Source organism: Pseudoalteromonas luteoviolacea (assembly GCF_018100925.1).
GTDB lineage: Bacteria > Pseudomonadota > Gammaproteobacteria > Enterobacterales > Alteromonadaceae > Pseudoalteromonas > Pseudoalteromonas obscura.
Map to the genome: position 1 here is coordinate 521382 of NZ_JAGJEH010000001.1, position 15221 is coordinate 536602.

General features: G+C 41.5%; 15 protein-coding genes. 5 read left to right on the forward strand and 10 right to left on the reverse strand.

Annotated elements, in window-relative coordinates; translation table 11 throughout:
* Position 1: 1 nt before the first annotated feature.
* From glf to hisG, 10 genes are all read right to left on the reverse strand, one after another.
* Positions 2 to 1120 carry a UDP-galactopyranose mutase gene (glf, locus tag J8M00_RS02020; RefSeq protein ID WP_211008697.1) on the reverse strand — a complete coding sequence of 373 codons (1119 nt, stop codon included), beginning with the start codon at positions 1118 to 1120 and terminating at the stop codon, positions 2 to 4.
* Between the two features lie 419 nt (positions 1121 to 1539).
* Positions 1540 to 2037: a hypothetical protein gene (locus J8M00_RS02025; RefSeq protein ID WP_023397782.1), complete on the reverse strand. Its 498-nt coding sequence runs from the start codon at positions 2035 to 2037 to the stop codon at positions 1540 to 1542.
* Positions 2038 to 2095: 58 nt separating this feature from the next.
* A complete protein-coding gene (gene hisIE, locus J8M00_RS02030) occupies positions 2096 to 2707 on the reverse strand; it encodes a bifunctional phosphoribosyl-AMP cyclohydrolase/phosphoribosyl-ATP diphosphatase HisIE (protein WP_211008698.1) in 612 nt (203 codons plus the stop codon).
* Positions 2698 to 3477 (reverse strand): imidazole glycerol phosphate synthase subunit HisF, encoded by a 780-nt coding sequence (hisF, locus tag J8M00_RS02035; protein WP_211008699.1) that lies wholly within the window; start codon positions 3475 to 3477, stop codon positions 2698 to 2700. Before hisF ends, hisIE begins: the two co-directional genes overlap by 10 nt.
* Positions 3459 to 4193, reverse strand: a complete 735-nt coding sequence (hisA, locus tag J8M00_RS02040; protein ID WP_211008700.1) for a 1-(5-phosphoribosyl)-5-[(5-phosphoribosylamino)methylideneamino]imidazole-4-carboxamide isomerase — start codon at positions 4191 to 4193, stop codon at positions 3459 to 3461. The genes hisF and hisA overlap by 19 nt, the downstream gene beginning before the upstream one ends.
* 18 nt (positions 4194 to 4211) lie before the next feature.
* Complete coding sequence (gene hisH / locus J8M00_RS02045; RefSeq protein ID WP_211008701.1) at positions 4212 to 4796, reverse strand: imidazole glycerol phosphate synthase subunit HisH; 585 nt, start codon at positions 4794 to 4796, stop codon at positions 4212 to 4214.
* Entirely contained in the window at positions 4793 to 5854 is a 1062-nt protein-coding gene (hisB, locus tag J8M00_RS02050; protein WP_211008702.1) for a bifunctional histidinol-phosphatase/imidazoleglycerol-phosphate dehydratase HisB, read from the reverse strand. The genes hisH and hisB overlap by 4 nt, the downstream gene beginning before the upstream one ends.
* Positions 5855 to 5863: 9 nt before the next feature.
* Complete coding sequence (hisC, locus tag J8M00_RS02055; RefSeq protein ID WP_211008703.1) at positions 5864 to 6913, reverse strand: histidinol-phosphate transaminase; 1050 nt, start codon at positions 6911 to 6913, stop codon at positions 5864 to 5866.
* Between the two features lie 2 nt (positions 6914 to 6915).
* A complete protein-coding gene (gene hisD / locus J8M00_RS02060; protein WP_211008704.1) occupies positions 6916 to 8208 on the reverse strand; it encodes a histidinol dehydrogenase in 1293 nt (430 codons plus the stop codon).
* 3 nt (positions 8209 to 8211) lie between these two features.
* Positions 8212 to 9111, reverse strand: coding sequence for an ATP phosphoribosyltransferase (gene hisG, locus J8M00_RS02065; protein ID WP_023397774.1), 900 nt, complete (start codon positions 9109 to 9111; stop codon positions 8212 to 8214).
* Between the two features lie 345 nt (positions 9112 to 9456).
* Here hisG and J8M00_RS02070 point away from each other — a divergent pair, with 345 nt between their 5' ends.
* The 5 genes from J8M00_RS02070 to J8M00_RS02090 all read left to right on the forward strand — a co-directional run bounded on the left by J8M00_RS02070 (position 9457) and on the right by J8M00_RS02090 (position 14924).
* The gene (locus tag J8M00_RS02070; protein ID WP_211008705.1) at positions 9457 to 9687 is read left to right on the forward strand and encodes a hypothetical protein; all 231 of its coding nucleotides are present in this window, start codon (positions 9457 to 9459) and stop codon (positions 9685 to 9687) included.
* A 238-nt stretch (positions 9688 to 9925) separates the two neighbouring features.
* On the forward strand, positions 9926 to 11764 hold the full coding sequence (locus J8M00_RS02075) for an ATP-dependent DNA helicase (protein WP_247687201.1): 1839 nt from the start codon (positions 9926 to 9928) through the stop codon (positions 11762 to 11764).
* Entirely contained in the window at positions 11754 to 12440 is a 687-nt protein-coding gene (gene tsaB / locus J8M00_RS02080; protein WP_211008707.1) for a tRNA (adenosine(37)-N6)-threonylcarbamoyltransferase complex dimerization subunit type 1 TsaB, read from the forward strand. The genes J8M00_RS02075 and tsaB overlap by 11 nt, the downstream gene beginning before the upstream one ends.
* A gap of 40 nt (positions 12441 to 12480) precedes the next feature.
* A complete protein-coding gene (locus tag J8M00_RS02085; protein WP_211008708.1) occupies positions 12481 to 12771 on the forward strand; it encodes a hypothetical protein in 291 nt (96 codons plus the stop codon).
* Between the two features lie 86 nt (positions 12772 to 12857).
* The gene (locus J8M00_RS02090; RefSeq protein ID WP_284138293.1) at positions 12858 to 14924 is read left to right on the forward strand and encodes an EAL domain-containing protein; all 2067 of its coding nucleotides are present in this window, start codon (positions 12858 to 12860) and stop codon (positions 14922 to 14924) included.
* Positions 14925 to 15221 lie beyond the last annotated feature (297 nt).

Genomic DNA, 15221 nt, shown 5'->3' on the forward strand with positions numbered 1-15221 from the left:
TTTATGCTAATTCCCTATCGGTTAGTGCTAGAGCAGCTTCTATTGTGTCGTCCATATCGTAGTATTTATAGTTTGCAAGGCGGCCACCAAAAATGAACTTATTAGCATATGGCTCCGTTTTAGCAAGTTCTTGATAACGGGCTAATAATGCGTTGTTCGTTTCATCATTAATTGGGTAGTAAGGTTCGTTGTCCTTACTAAATTCGTGTGGATACTCTTTGGTCACTACCGTTTTTTCTTGAGTACCGAACTCAAAATGCTTGTGCTCTAAAATACGAGTGTAAGGTACTTCACGTTCCGTATAGTTTACTACTGCATTGCCTTGGTAATTATCTTGTTCGAGTACTTCAGTTTCGAAATGCAAACTTCTATATTCCAACTTGCCGAACTGACAATCGAAAAACTCGTCGATTTTACCTGTGTAAAGCACTTTATCAGCTAACTGATTGTACTCATCACTATTGTCGAAATAGTTTACACCAGTGCGCACTTCTACACCTTCAAGTAATGCGTCTGTCAATGCATTGTAGCCACCCATTGGTATACCTTGATAAAGATCATTGAAGTAATTGTTATCAAAGGTAAATCTAAATGGCAGTCTTCTAATTATAAACGAAGGGATTTGCGTAGCAGGGCGTCCCCATTGCTTTTCTGTATACCCTTTGATGAGCTTTTCATAAAGATCGCGACCGCCTAAGAACAAAGCCTGCTCTTCAAGGTTTTGAGGGTCAATATCAGCATAAGGCGCTCTTTCCTGCGCGATTTTATCTTTTGCTTCTTGAGGTGTAGTCACTCCCCACAACTGATAAAACGTATTCATATTAAAAGGTAGGTTATAAAGCTTGTCTTGATATCGAGCAACAGGCGAGTTGACATAGTGGTTAAATGATACAAAACGATTTACATAATCCCACACTTCTTGATTGCTGGTATGGAAAATATGTGCGCCATATTTATGAACGTTGACTCCTTCAATGTTTTCACAATAAATATTGCCACCGGTATGGTCACGTTTGTCTATGACTAAAACTTTCTTGCCTTGATCCGTAGCTTCTCGAGCAAACACAGCACCAAATAAACCAGCACCGACGATTAGATAGTCGTATTGAGCGTTTTTCATTCGAAGTTGCCTTCTATAATCGTTTTCACAAATTTAAGTGCCGAATGATATCAAAATTGGACTTAAAAAAAATGAGTTTTAGCAAAAGTATTTGTAAGAGATACCTTGTCCATCAAATGCATACACTCTGATGGCTATTATCCTCCCTTCAACATCTGCGCTATTGATTATTTTTGAACTAGTAGTCGCAAAGTGGTACAGAGAATGAACTGAAGGCTTATAGGATCAATTTGGCAGTATGTGGGTAGAACAACTTTAATTGCTATCTAGGCACGCTTGATGAAAGGGCAGTTTAATATAATTGATACGACACTTTATCGCTTGATTGGTTTCTATTTTAGCTAAAAGTAGATAGATCAAATCTTACTATAAGAGAACTATCTACTCTCACCGCTAAACCAACACAATTCTATGATCGTTTATTTGACAATTTCCAAACTGACGGCCCATGGTTTTTGTTTGTCTAAGGTAGTACCAAAATTCACAGCTACTTTCGTATCTGATAGGTCACTGGTAAATGTTGAACGGCTACTTTCTTTGCCAAAATGCTGTTTTTCTTCCCAATCTGGGCTTAGGCATGTTTTTAGCTTTTCGTTTACTTGTTCAAATCTAACTAAAGCAGCAGTTTTCCCTGAAAACGCTTTATTGCACTCATACGCAGTATTACCGCTCGTATATAAGTTGATCTGGCAGCTATCTTCAATTAAATGGGCTTTAGGTTGCCAGCTTTTCATTAGCTTGCCGTTTATTTCGCTACCTTTTAGTATTGAAAAGCCGTCACCAGCCCCTGTGATCAGTGCATTAACTTTTTCACAGTCAGTCATGTTTTCAACTTTTTTCTCTACGTCACTGGGGAGTGTATTGCACCCAACTAGCGTTATAAACCCGATAGAATATAATAGGTGGCGAACAACCATGGCAGCTTCCTTTTTAAATTTTTCCTAAGCATACCATGGTCATTTCGGATGAGATAGTTTAGCGGTGCCTTTTGGCTAATGTCTCTACAACTTGCGGTAAACTGAGCTCACTTCGTTGTAAAAGTACTAACAGGTGGTAAATTAAATCAGCAGATTCGTTAAGTAATTCCTCTTTATCTTGTTTCATGGCTGCAAGAGCGACTTCAACGCCTTCCTCACCGACTTTTTGACAGCTCCGGCTTAAGTCTTTGGCAAATAATGACGCGGTATAGCTGGATTTTGGATCTGCATTTTTTCGCTCACTGATGACTTTTTGTAAAGTACCTAAAAAAGCAAGCTCTGGTTTTGCACCTTCGAAGCAGCTCTCAGTCCCTAAATGGCAAGTCGGTCCAGCGGGCGTTGCTAAAATTAAGATGCTGTCTTTATCACAATCAGTGTGCGCTTCAACGAGCGTAAGCACATTGTTTGATGACTCGCCTTTAGTCCACAGTCTAGATTTAGATCTTGAGTAAAATGTGACGAGCTTTTTTTCGAAAGTCACCTGCAGTGCTTCAAGGTTCATAAATCCTTGCATCAAGATCACACCTGTCGCGTAGTCTTGCACAATGGCTGGGATCAACTCTGATTTACCAAAGTCGACAGTGCTGAGGTTTTCTGGTGTTAATTGCATAATCTTGTCGCTACCTTATTATCTTTTAAGTATTGTTTTAGCTTTGGTATCTCAATGACTTGTTTATGGAAGACACTTGCAGCTAAGGCGCCATCGACATTGGCTTGATTAAATACATCGACAAAATCTTGTTCTTTACCAGCACCGCCAGACGCTATTAGGGGGATGTCACACAGTGCCCTCATTTGCTTCAGTTGTGATAAATCATAGCCTTTGCGTACACCATCTTGGTTCATACAGTTTAAAACAATTTCACCAGCACCTAAATCTTGTACTCGCTGGATCCATTCTTGAGTTTTGTATCTAGTTTGACTCGCTGCGTTAGGGTCACCAGTTAACTGATACACTAAGTACTCCCCACTGTGTTCATCGTAGAAGCTGTCAATGCCTACCACAACACACTGCTTGCCAAACTCGTCATGTAATTCCTTGATCAACTCAGGCCTGGCGATTGCTGGGCTGTTGATAGATATTTTGTCAGCGCCTTGTTCTAGTACTTTAGCAGCATCATCAACCGACTTTATCCCGCCGGCTACACAAAAAGGGATGTCGATATTTTTGGCGATATCTCTGACCCAGTTTAAGTCGAGCAATCGTTTCTCAACACTGGCACTAATTTCATAAAATACCAATTCATCGGCACCTTGTTCGCTGTATAACTTAGCAAGGTCGATGATGTCACCAACGACTTCATGTTGTTTAAATTTCACCCCTTTGACGACTTGGCCGTTTTTGACATCGAGGCATGGAATTATGCGTTTCGATAACATGCGATAGCCTCCTCAACTGTAAATGCGTCATCTAATAATGACTTACCAAGGATTATGCCGCTTACGCCGATCTTGATGAGTTGTTTTATATCTTCCAAAGAGCTGACGCCACCAGAAGCTTGTACTTTTGCCGCTGGACTGTGTGCAACTATTTGTTGATACAGTTCAAAAGAGGGGCCCGTCATAGTGCCATCTTTACTTATATCCGTACACAAAAAGTCGTATACACCAAGGTTCAAATAGAAATCAATGAGCTCAAATAAGGAAACGCTAGAGTCACTTAGCCAACCGTGAGTCGCTACAGACCAACCGTCGGCACTTTTATTCACATCTAATGCGATGACAAAACGTTCGGCACCAAATTCTTGGATCCACTCGGCCAATTGCTCTTTTTGGTCCACGGCCAAAGACCCTATTACCACTTGGTTTGCTCCAGCTTTGAGCCATTGCTTAATGTCTTCGTATGCACGGATCCCCCCGCCAACTTGATAGGGAGTGTCTAATTCACTGGTAGCGTTTTGAATTTGTTGCCACTGTTTTTTATTTGGATCTCGTGCCCCCTCTAAATCAACTAGGTGCAATTTTATGGCGCCGGCATCTTGATATTGATGAAGGCGAGACTGCAAGTCAAAAGGGTAAAATTGAGCCGTATCATATTTGCCCTGATAAAGGCGAACAATTTGGCTATCTAAAACATCGAGTGCAGGGATTATCATGTTCGTTCCTTATTAAACTTACCATTGCATAAAATTAGTTAAAAGTTGTGCACCGACTTTGGCGCTTTTTTCAGGGTGAAACTGCATGCCAGCGTAATTGTCTTTAGCGATAATTGCTGAAAAGGGTTGGCCATATTCGCAGCTTGCCAACGTCGTACTATTTACCTCATGGGCAAAGCTGTGTACGAAGTAAACTTGATCGTCACTTGTAATACCCTTTGTCAAAGGATGTTCTTTGCTGACTTTGATGTTGTTCCACCCCATATGTGGGCTCGTTAAATTACCTGTTTGCAACGTCTTGATGCTGCCGTCAATAATTCCTAGTCCTTTGACATTACCTTCCTCGCTGTCATCACATAGCATCTGCATACCGAGACAAATGCCCAGCAGAGGTTTGTTATATTCATTAATAGCTTGCTGCCATCCTTGCTCAATTAGGCGTTTCATTGCGACGTTGGCATGACCAACACCCGGCAGTACAGCGCGATCAAATTTATTTAACTGACTTGGGTCTGATAGCACTTCGGGAGTGACGCCGAGGCGTTCAAACGCAAAACGAACGGAATTGATATTGGCGCAACCAGTATTAATTATGGCGATCATAAACACCCCTTTGAACTAGCTGTGAGTTGAGACAGATCTTTAGCTATTGCCATGCGTAATGCACGAGCAAATGCTTTGAATAGCCCTTCAACTTGGTGGTGACAGTTGCCATCAGATACGCTTAAAATCAGGCTTATTTGCGCATTGTCTGACAAAGATTTAAAAAAGTGCTCGACCATTTGCACATCTAAATCACCTACGCTATCTCGACTAAAGTTGGCGTTGAGCACAAAAGACGCGCGACCAGATAAATCAATTTGGCACTCTGCTTTACACTCGTCCATTGGTAGGGCAAAACCATAACGTGCAATTTGGGACTTTGTGCCCAAGGCCTCACGAAGTACTTGACCAAGCGCGATACCCACATCCTCTACCAAGTGGTGTTCGTCAATGTGCAGGTCACCTTTTGCTGTTATTTCCAAGCCAATATTTGCGTGAGTGCGGATTTGGTCTAGCATGTGGTCAAAAAAGCCTAGGCCTGTATTGATTTCGCCGTTAGCTGTTTGATCTAAGTTAGCTGCGACTGCGATTTGTGTTTCTTTGGTGTTTCTTATTACACTTGCCTGACGATTTTGTGTCGTTAGCTCAGTGACAATTTTGTTCCAATCACCATCATAAAGAATGCCTTGAATACACAAGTTTTCAGCGAGCTGAATATCTGTATGACGGTCACCAATGACATAAGAGCGAGATAAGTCTACTTTTCCGGAGCGCATAATTGACGTCAGCAGGCCAGTTTTTGGTTTACGGCAATTACAGTTATCTTCGTCGAAGTGCGGGCAAATTAATACTTCGTCAAACTTGATCCCCTGTGATGAAAAGATCTCCATCATTTTATTGTGCGGGGCGGCAAAGTCTGCCTCGGGAAAGCTATCAGTGCCTAATCCATCTTGATTAGACACCATAACCAGACGGTATCCTGCACTTTGCAACGCCAGCATAGCTGGAATAACATTGGGTAGTAGAGCTAGCTTTTCTAGGCTATCTACTTGTTTATCTGTCACTGGTTCTTCTATTAATGTGCCATCGCGGTCGATGAATAGATATGGCGTACTCATTTTACTTCCTTACTCGCTTTGCTCTAACCAAAGTTTGACTTGTTCTAACTCTTGCTCGCTGCCGATAGATATTCTCAGCCAGTTGTCTTCACCAAATAGCGTAAATGGTCGCATGATGGTGCCTGCTTTCATTGCGTTACTAATCAGTGTCTTGTCGCTCAGTTGCAAAGTGATAAAATTGCCCTCACCAGATAATAATTGAGTGACAAGGGGAGATTTGCTTAGCCATGCTTCCAGTTTGGATTTGTTGCTGTTTAAAATGCTTACCTGACGGCGCATTTGTGTGACCGCATCTGGCGTCAATGCTTGCTCTGCGATTTTCGCAACCGCAGTTGAAACAGGGTAGGGAGCAATGACTTTTCTCACAGGATTTAATACTGCGTCATTGGCAAGTAAAAACCCGGTACGTAGACCTGCTAGTGCAAATGCTTTAGACAGAGTTCTAAGGACTACGACATTATTAAAGTCTTGCAGCAAAGACACGGCACTTTGTTCCGGCGCAAATTCAATATACGCTTCGTCCACAACAATCAACGCTGAGTTCTCGAGTGCTTTTGCCAGAGAGGCTACTTTGTCTACAGGTGTTAAACTTCCTGTTGGGTTATTTGGGTTGCAAATAAAAACTAACTTAGCGCTGCCAATACGCTCGCTCAATTCACTGATTTGATCTCGTTGCAGTTGTGCTTGTGAAAGTTCGTTAATAGCGATATTTTGCGTATCAGCAGATACCTTGTACATTCCATAGGTTGGCGTGAAAATGGCGATGCTGTCTTTTGCAGGTTCACAAAATGTGCGCATTAACAGTTCAATGCCTTCGTCTGCACCTCGGGTCATCAGAACCTGTGTTGGAGCAAGTTGTGCATAATTACTGTACGCATCTATCACTGCTTCAGGTTGTGGCTCTGGATATCGATTTAACTCATCGAGTGACAGTTCAACGGCTTTATTAAACGGGCTTTCATTGGCGTTAAGCCAAGTGCTGCCTGTGAGCTTCTCACTTTTTGCAGAGCTATATGCTTTTAAGCTCGCAATATTTTGCGGTAGTAATGAATTAGACATTGTTATTTCCCACCATTTATTCTGATTGCAACGGCGTTGGCGTGCGCATCCAGCCCTTCAGCCTCAGCCAAAGGTAAAATCGCTTTGCTCAAATCAAGTAAACCTTGTTTAGTAATGGATTGAACTGTGTAGGTTCTAAAAAAGTCCATTAAATTTAAACTGGAATAGGTTTTACTGTAACCATACGTTGGTAGTACGTGGTTAGTTCCCGATGCGTAGTCGCCTGCTGATTCTGGTGTATAGTCGCCGACAAATACTGAGCCTGCATTTTTGACTAAGTCAATTCGGGATTGCGCATCTCGTATTTGCAGTATTAAATGTTCTGGGCCATATTCAGCTGAAAGTTCAAACGCTTGCTCTATTGATTCAACAAGTATTAGCGCGCTATTTTCCATTGCTTTTTTGGCAATGTCTGCCCTTGATAGTGCCGCCAACTGCCTAGTGATCTCGGCTTCAACTTCATTAATAAATGATGCGCTATCGCAGAGGAGCAATACTTGAGAATCTGCACCGTGTTCTGCTTGAGATAATAAATCGGCTGCCGCAAAAGCTGGGTTGGCATGTTCATCGGCAATAACAAGCACCTCGGAAGGACCGGCTGGCATGTCGATAGCGAATCCTGGCACAGACTGCGACAGTAACTGTTTTGCCATGGTGACAAATGCGTTACCTGGACCAAAAACTTTATCTACTTTTGGGACGCTTTCTGTTCCCAGTGCCATCGCGGCGATAACGCCTGCACCACCACTTTCAACGATGATGTTGATATCGCACTTTTTAGCTGCATATAAAATAGCAGGGTGGATTCGCTCATCCCCTTTAACCGGTGTTGCGAGCACGACTGTTTTTGCACCACTCAACTGCGCACATACACCTTGCATTAGCACAGAAGAGGGTAGTGGCGCACTTCCGCCTGGTACATAAATTCCAACAGCATCAATGGCTTGGTATTTTAATTCGCATACAACACCAGACTGTGTCTCAAGCATTTTTGATTCAGGCAGTTGCAGCTCGTGGAAGGCACGAATATTGTTGTACGCTTGGTCAATTGCATTTTTTAGCTCGCTGCTGAGTTGAAGTTCGCTTTGCGCGATTTCGTTTTCAGTTACGCGCAATCTATCCGATTGACGACTATCAAACTGCTCAGCCATTTCAAATAGAGCTTTATCGCCTTTTTGGCGTACTTCCTCAATGATACCTTCAACAGCAATTTGCACTCCCGCCCCTGCGCTAACCGCAGGGCGAGTGAGCAATTTGAGCTGTGCTTGTTGGTCTAGTTGATTCCAAACGAGCATGGTTTACTCCATCATTTTTTCTATTGGCATGACGAGTATTGAGTTGGCCCCTAAGGCTTTTAACTCTTCCATGGTTTCCCAAAATAGCGTTTCACTGCTTACCATGTGTAGCGCCACGTAGTCTTCACTGCCAGCAAGAGAGAGCAAAGTAGGTTGCCCAGTGCCTGGAAGCAGCGCGCAGACTTCTTCGAGTTTTGCTTTAGGGGCGTGTAACATGATGTATTTACTTTCTTTCGCTTGTCTAACGCCTTTCAAACGCGGGAGTAACTTGTTGATCAGAGAAAGCTTGTTGTCATCGTTGAGATTAGCATTTTGGATTAAGCAAGCATTAGACTCCAAAATGGTGTCACCTTGCATTAAGCCGTTGGCTTCTAAAGTTGCGCCAGTAGAAACTAGGTCGCAAATTGCATCAGCAAGGCCTGCACGTGGTGCGACTTCAACGGAGCCCGTTAACATGACAACACTTGCGTCAATATTTTCGTCAGCAAGGTACTGTTTTAATATTTCAGGATAGGTTGTAGCGATGCGCTTGCCGTTAAACCAATCTTTGGATTGTTGACCTAGCTCCTGCGGCCATGCAAGTGCGAGCCTACAATAGCCAAAATCTAGTTTAGATAGCTTCTTTACGGCGTTGGCTTGACCAACTCGCTCGCGCTCAGCTTGTGTTTCGACAAGTACATTTTCACCAACAATTCCTAAATCACATACGCCATCCATTACCAATCCCGGAATATCGTCATCGCGCACTCGTAGTACGTCGATTGGCATGTTGGTTGAGTGAGCGATGAGGCGTTGCTCACGTAGATTGAGCTTGACGCCCAGTTGTTTTAACAAGGATTGGCAGTCTTTTGATAGTCTGCCTGACTTTTGGATTGCGATACGTAAGCGATTAGTTGTATTCATAATTTATTTCCTAATATTCAAAAACGAAAAACCCCGAGGGAACCTCGGGGCGAAATAAATTTTAAATACGTTGAGTGATTCGCCGGAGGTTCCTTTTAGGAATAACCCACCAGCGAAATACCTGACAGGCTATCCCGATGTATGATGGTGATGATGTACTGCTGTCAGATTTAAAAACATGTTCTTACCTGTAATGTAAAATTTTTTGTAATTCGATTAACTTTTTATAGATAATCATGAAATTACCAAAGCTGGCAAGTACTTTTTAAAAATAAATAAAGAATAATTTATATCAGCCGATAATAAGTATGTAGGTCAGTAGTTTACTTTGGAGGAGGTGTGTATATGGATGTATTTAAACCTTTCATGGCTCCGATTGTTCGCTTGAAAATTGCGCACAATGGTCCATTTAAGATTGTAGGTGTATTGGATAACAAAGCTGAGAAAATAAAGGGCAAGTCTCAAGCGAATAATGTCGATAGTGAACTTAAACATCAACGGGATTTACCTGAAGATGAAGACAAGGAAGATGTTAAAAGTGAAGAAGACGAATCTCATTTGGATACTTGGGCATGAATAAGGCAGCTTTGAGTCAGTTAAGCTCAATATATATAGGGGGTTTACGGGGTTAACTAGGCATAAAATACGGAACAGTGTGCAGGGTTGGCTTGCTCTCATTTAGATTTGAAATTAGAATTGCCTGACTTATTTAGTCAGGTAATATTTTTCTTTGTCTATAGAACCGTACTTTTCGTCCTCCGGTCCGCTTGCACGCCATTTTTCCGGTTACCAGCCAAGACGGCCTCAAATTGAAATGGCTATTGCAATTGATGAAATTGTCAAAAATGGCGGTCAGTGTGTGGTTGAGGCGGGTACAGGCACGGGTAAGACGTTTGCTTACCTTGTTCCAGCACTTATAAACCAGAAAAAAGTGATCATTTCTACAGGCTCAAAAGCACTTCAAGAGCAACTGTATCACCGTGATTTACCAAATCTTGTAAAAGCACTCGAAAAAGGGCGCAAAACTGCGTTGCTCAAAGGGCGTGCTAACTATCTATGTACATATCGACTTAATCAGCATGTTGCGCACGTTCCAACGGACGATCCTGATGTGATGCACCAGCTTGCTATGGTTGCAAAATTTGCAACTGAAACTCAAACTGGTGATTTGGCTGATTGTGTTGGTATAGAAGAAGATGCCAAAGTACTGCCCTATGTTAGTTCCACAGCTGATAATTGCTTAGGGAAAGAGTGTCCAGATTTTGCCGAATGCTATATTCGCAAAGCAAGACTTAAAGCAATGGATGCGGATTTGGTTGTGATTAATCATCATTTGTTTTTTGCGGATATGGCGGTAAAAGACTCTGGTTTTGCCGAGTTAATGCCTACCGCAGATACTTATGTCTTTGATGAGGCACATCAAGTTAATGAAATTGCAAGTGACTACTTTGGTGAGTCCATCAGCACAAAACAACTTAATGATTTGGTGAATGACATCCGAGTGATCTATCTAAGTGATATGCCCGACATGCTGCAGCTGGGCAAGACGCTCAATAAGTTAGCAACCAGTATTGCAGATCTGCGATTGGTCTTTGGTGGGGATGGCGCGCGCGGAGATTGGCGAGAAGCACTTAAAGACAAGGTTATTTGTGAGGCACTTCACAGAGTTATTGGTAATTTAGACTTTTTATATAAAGTATTGAAACTTTGCCTTGATAGAAGTGACAAAATTGAACATCCATTTGAGCGCGTTATGGCATTTAAAGGCCAGATGGAACGGGCGTTTGATGTAGCGCAGACAGGATACAGCTATTGGTTTGAAACAACACGTCGTTTTGTCACAATTCATATTACGCCGCTGGATGTGTCGAACCGATTTCGAGAAATAATCAAGAAAACAGAAGCTGGTTTTGTGTTTACTTCGGCTACTTTGTCAGTTGATAATCGCTTAGAACACTTTAATTCTAGTCTGGGCTTAGAGCCTGATTTTCACAAAATCGTCGACAGCCCGTTTGATTACCAAAAACAAGCGCTGCTCTGCCTTCCAAGATACTTGCCCGAAACCAAAGACGAGTTGATGCCGCATTCACTGGTGAAGGTTGCAAAATCTGTAATAAATGCAGCCCAAGGGCGCACGTTTTTGCTGTTCACCAGTTACCGTGTTATGCATCTAGTGTATGAAGGGATCAGCACTGCGACCGAGTACCCTGTATTTATGCAAGGGCAGTCGTCGAAACGTATTATATTGGAGCAGTTTATTCGTCATGGTAATGCGGTGTTACTTGGTACAGCCTCTTTCTGGGAAGGTGTTGATGTCCGAGGTGATGCGCTGAGTTGTGTTGTGATAGATAAATTACCATTTACTTCACCAGACGATCCGCTGCTACAAGCCAAAATGAAAGACGCTGAATTGAGCGGAAAAGAGCCTTTTGATGATATTCAGCTACCTCAAGCCGTGATTGCCCTGAAGCAAGGGGTCGGGCGATTAATTCGTGATAGAGCCGACAAAGGTGTGCTAATTATTTGCGATAATCGCTTAGTTACGAGAAAATACGGTGAAACGTTTATTAAAAGCTTACCACCAATGACTCGCACAAGAGACTTGGAGAAGGCATTGAAATTTTTAGAGAACATCGATAAACATGAAACATAATTTGCTAGCAATAGACGCTTCTACTGAAGCCTTAAGTCTTGCCCTATATTTCGAAGGCAACACGTTTACTCATTTTGAAGTGTGTCCCCAACAGCATAGTCAGAAAATTCTTCCGCTTGTCGATGCGCTTTTGTCTAAAGCAAATTGTACGCTTCAACAGTTAGATGGGATCGTATATGGTCGTGGACCAGGCAGCTTTACTGGTGTTCGGATTGGTGTTGCTGTTGCTCAAGGATTAGCATATTCAGCGGGTTTAAAACTCTCTGGTATATCTACGCTTCAAGCCATGGCACATGAGGCCATCAAGGAAAAAGGGTGTAATGAAGTGATCAGCGCAATTGATGCGCGTATGGGTGAAATTTACTTGGGGCACTTTATCAAAGACGCGCAAGGTAATGCAGTAGCGAAACAAAATGAAATAGTCATTAAGCCTGATACAATAACAGGAGACTTTAATGGAGTCTCAGGGGTTGGAACTGGTTGGCAAACTTATTCTGATGATGCAAAGCGACTTAATGTGTCTACCATTGACTCAATCTCTTTGCCAAATGCAGCCTATATGTTAGAACTTGGCGATATCGCTTTTGCCACTGGTGATACAGTCTCGGCTCAAGATGCACAACCACACTATGTGAGAGACACAGTAACGTGGAAAAAGTTGCCTGGTAGAGAATAGAAAGCTATCCTTAAATTAGGCACAATGATGGGCGCGTGTGATGCAAATTAATCAAGTTGTTCAAAATAGAGATACTTACCAGCTTAGATCTCAGGTTTTAAAAACTCAAAACGACTCGCGCCCAACCGAAAACAATCAGAAAGTCAGTGATATAAAGTTCAGCTCGCAAGGTGTCAAACTAGCAGAGCAGTTTCGACAAGATAAAAATTCGGTTATTTACGATCAACCTTCCTTCAACTCAAATAAAGCTGTTCAAGCCTATTCAGCCTTGCAAAATGACAGCCGCCGCTCGGAAATCCAGTCTTTAATAGGTGTTGATATATACGCCTGATCAGGTTGAATTATTTTCAGTAAAAAATTGCAATAAGCGATTGTATTCTAATTTTATTGGGGTAATGTAAAAAGAAAAACTGAGTTGTGACAAGAACGTTGCTGAATAAATTTAACCAATATGCATTTAAAATTTCCTCTAACACTGTGATACTTTCGCTGCGTGAGGGCTATATTGCGTTAATTCCTTTCTTCATAGTTGCTTCTGTTATCACACTAATCAATCAGTGGCTCAATATCTCCATGAAAGGCGTTGAGCATCAATTTTTAGAGGACTTCAACACGCTAGTATGGGGCATTTTCCCTGTACTCACCTTGATGTCCTTTAGTTACTACCTATCAAAAAACCTCAAAGTTCATACTATTGCTAGCCCTATTTTAGTTTTCACTTGTTTTACGGCTACAACGGGTTACATTACAATTTCTGGTAGTGACTTAGCAATTAATCACCGAATGGGTGCCTTGTATTCTCTGCTAATGCCAGTGGTGTGTTGTTACTCTTTATCTTATTTAGAGCGCTTAAAAGTTTTCCGCCTAGTAGGCGTAAGCTCAATCAGCTTATTTTTACGTAAACATTTAAACCTAATTTTACCCTACTTAATTGTGACCAGTGTGGTGCTGCTGTTATTCCCCTATATTGATTTGGCCGCTGAAACCATAGTTGAAGGGCTGAGATCTCTAAACCCACACTGGAATGTATTTGAAAAGCTCTCCATGCAGTTATTGATATCTCACTTGCTGTGGTTTATCGGTGTTCATGGGGATAATACTTACCATATTCTGGTGTCGAGTGAATTAACTAGTTATTACGTACTTCCGGACTTAATCAGCTACAACTTTTTTACTGGGTTTGTTATTTTGGGTGGCACTGGTTGCATTTGGGGCTTAATCGTTGCGGCTTTGTTTTTAAAAAAAGGGCAACATGAAAAGCGTATAGCAATTATTTCCTCACCTTTGGCTATGTTTAACATTAGTGAGGTCATGATTTATGCATTACCAATTGTATTTAACCCTTACATCTTATTGCCATTTTTATTATGCCCTTTAGTGAATGCATCGATTGCATATTTTGCTTTTTATAGTGGCTTTATTTCTATTCAATATATTGAAGAAATACCTTGGTTTACGCCCATATTTATTAATGGTTGGCTGTTAACTGAAAGCGTAAAAGGAGTTTTTTTACAAGTTGCACTGGTTTTGATCAACGCCCTAATATATTTTCCGTTCTTGAAGGCTAACCGAGACAATAATTTATCTGGAAAAGCGCTAGATGTACTAATGAAGCGTTATACAGCTGGCCGTATGATTGAGGAAGGAGCAGAGGGCTCTTTTAGTGCAACACAAAGAAAAGAGCAAATTAATGCACATAGCTTAAAGGAAGTAACTGAGGCGCTTAATCAAGGTGCATTGACACTGTTTTATCAACCCAAAATTAACCCGTATAACAAACAAGTAGTTGGCTTTGAAGCCTTATTAAGGCTAACCAATAAAGATGGCACTGTATCCGGGCCTTGGTTCTTAGAAACTCTTGAGCAACATAATCTATTACATATCATTGATAATTATGTGATTGACCAATTGGAAATAGATCTGGAGCAATTTTCAAAGCATGGGTTAAAACCAAAAATTAGCTTTAATATTTCACCGCAAAACCTCCTTACTGGAGGCTATAGACGAATTATCAAAGCATTTGCCAAATTTCCTGGTCAAGTAGAAGTTGAGCTATTGGAGTCTAGTTATATAGAAGACTTTAATAAGACAGTGACGATTGTTGATGCGCTCAAGAAGAATAAAATTGATTGTGCAATGGATGACTTTGGTACTGGCTACTCTTGTTTGTCTGTTTTATCAAAGCTTAATATTGAAACTATAAAGCTTGATCGAAGTCTATTACCTGATCAATTAAACAGTAAATCTATTTCTCTATATACGAATTTATCTGAAATGATTTCTAAGCTGGGGTTCAAGCTGGTGGCAGAGGGAGTGGAAACTACAGACGAAGAACAAGTTGTAAAACAATCTCATATCGAGTGTGTGCAGGGTTTTCTATACTTTAAAGCGATGCCTGTTGAAGAGGCAATTTATTTGTTCATGACTAAAGGAGCTACACAGCAGGCAGAGGACGCAACAAAAACCAAAGAGACGGAAGAATAAAACAGCTGATGTACTCACCCACCAAAACTGCCTGCATTTTATAGCCATTAACTTTTTCTATTGCCTGAGCTTTGGATAGAGAAGTTCTGTGTAATTTATTAACGTAGGGGGTTACTCTGCGCTGTCTTTAACAATACCGCTAGGTTGTTTTATAAAAATCGAGTCTTGTGGAATGTGATTGTGCGAGCGAAAGGCGCAAGCCTATTTGCTGTAATATCAACGAGATAGCAGAGACGCAAATACAAGGCTAATACGGCAGGAAAAGTGAAACCCACTGGATCACCTCTTAAAGCCTCA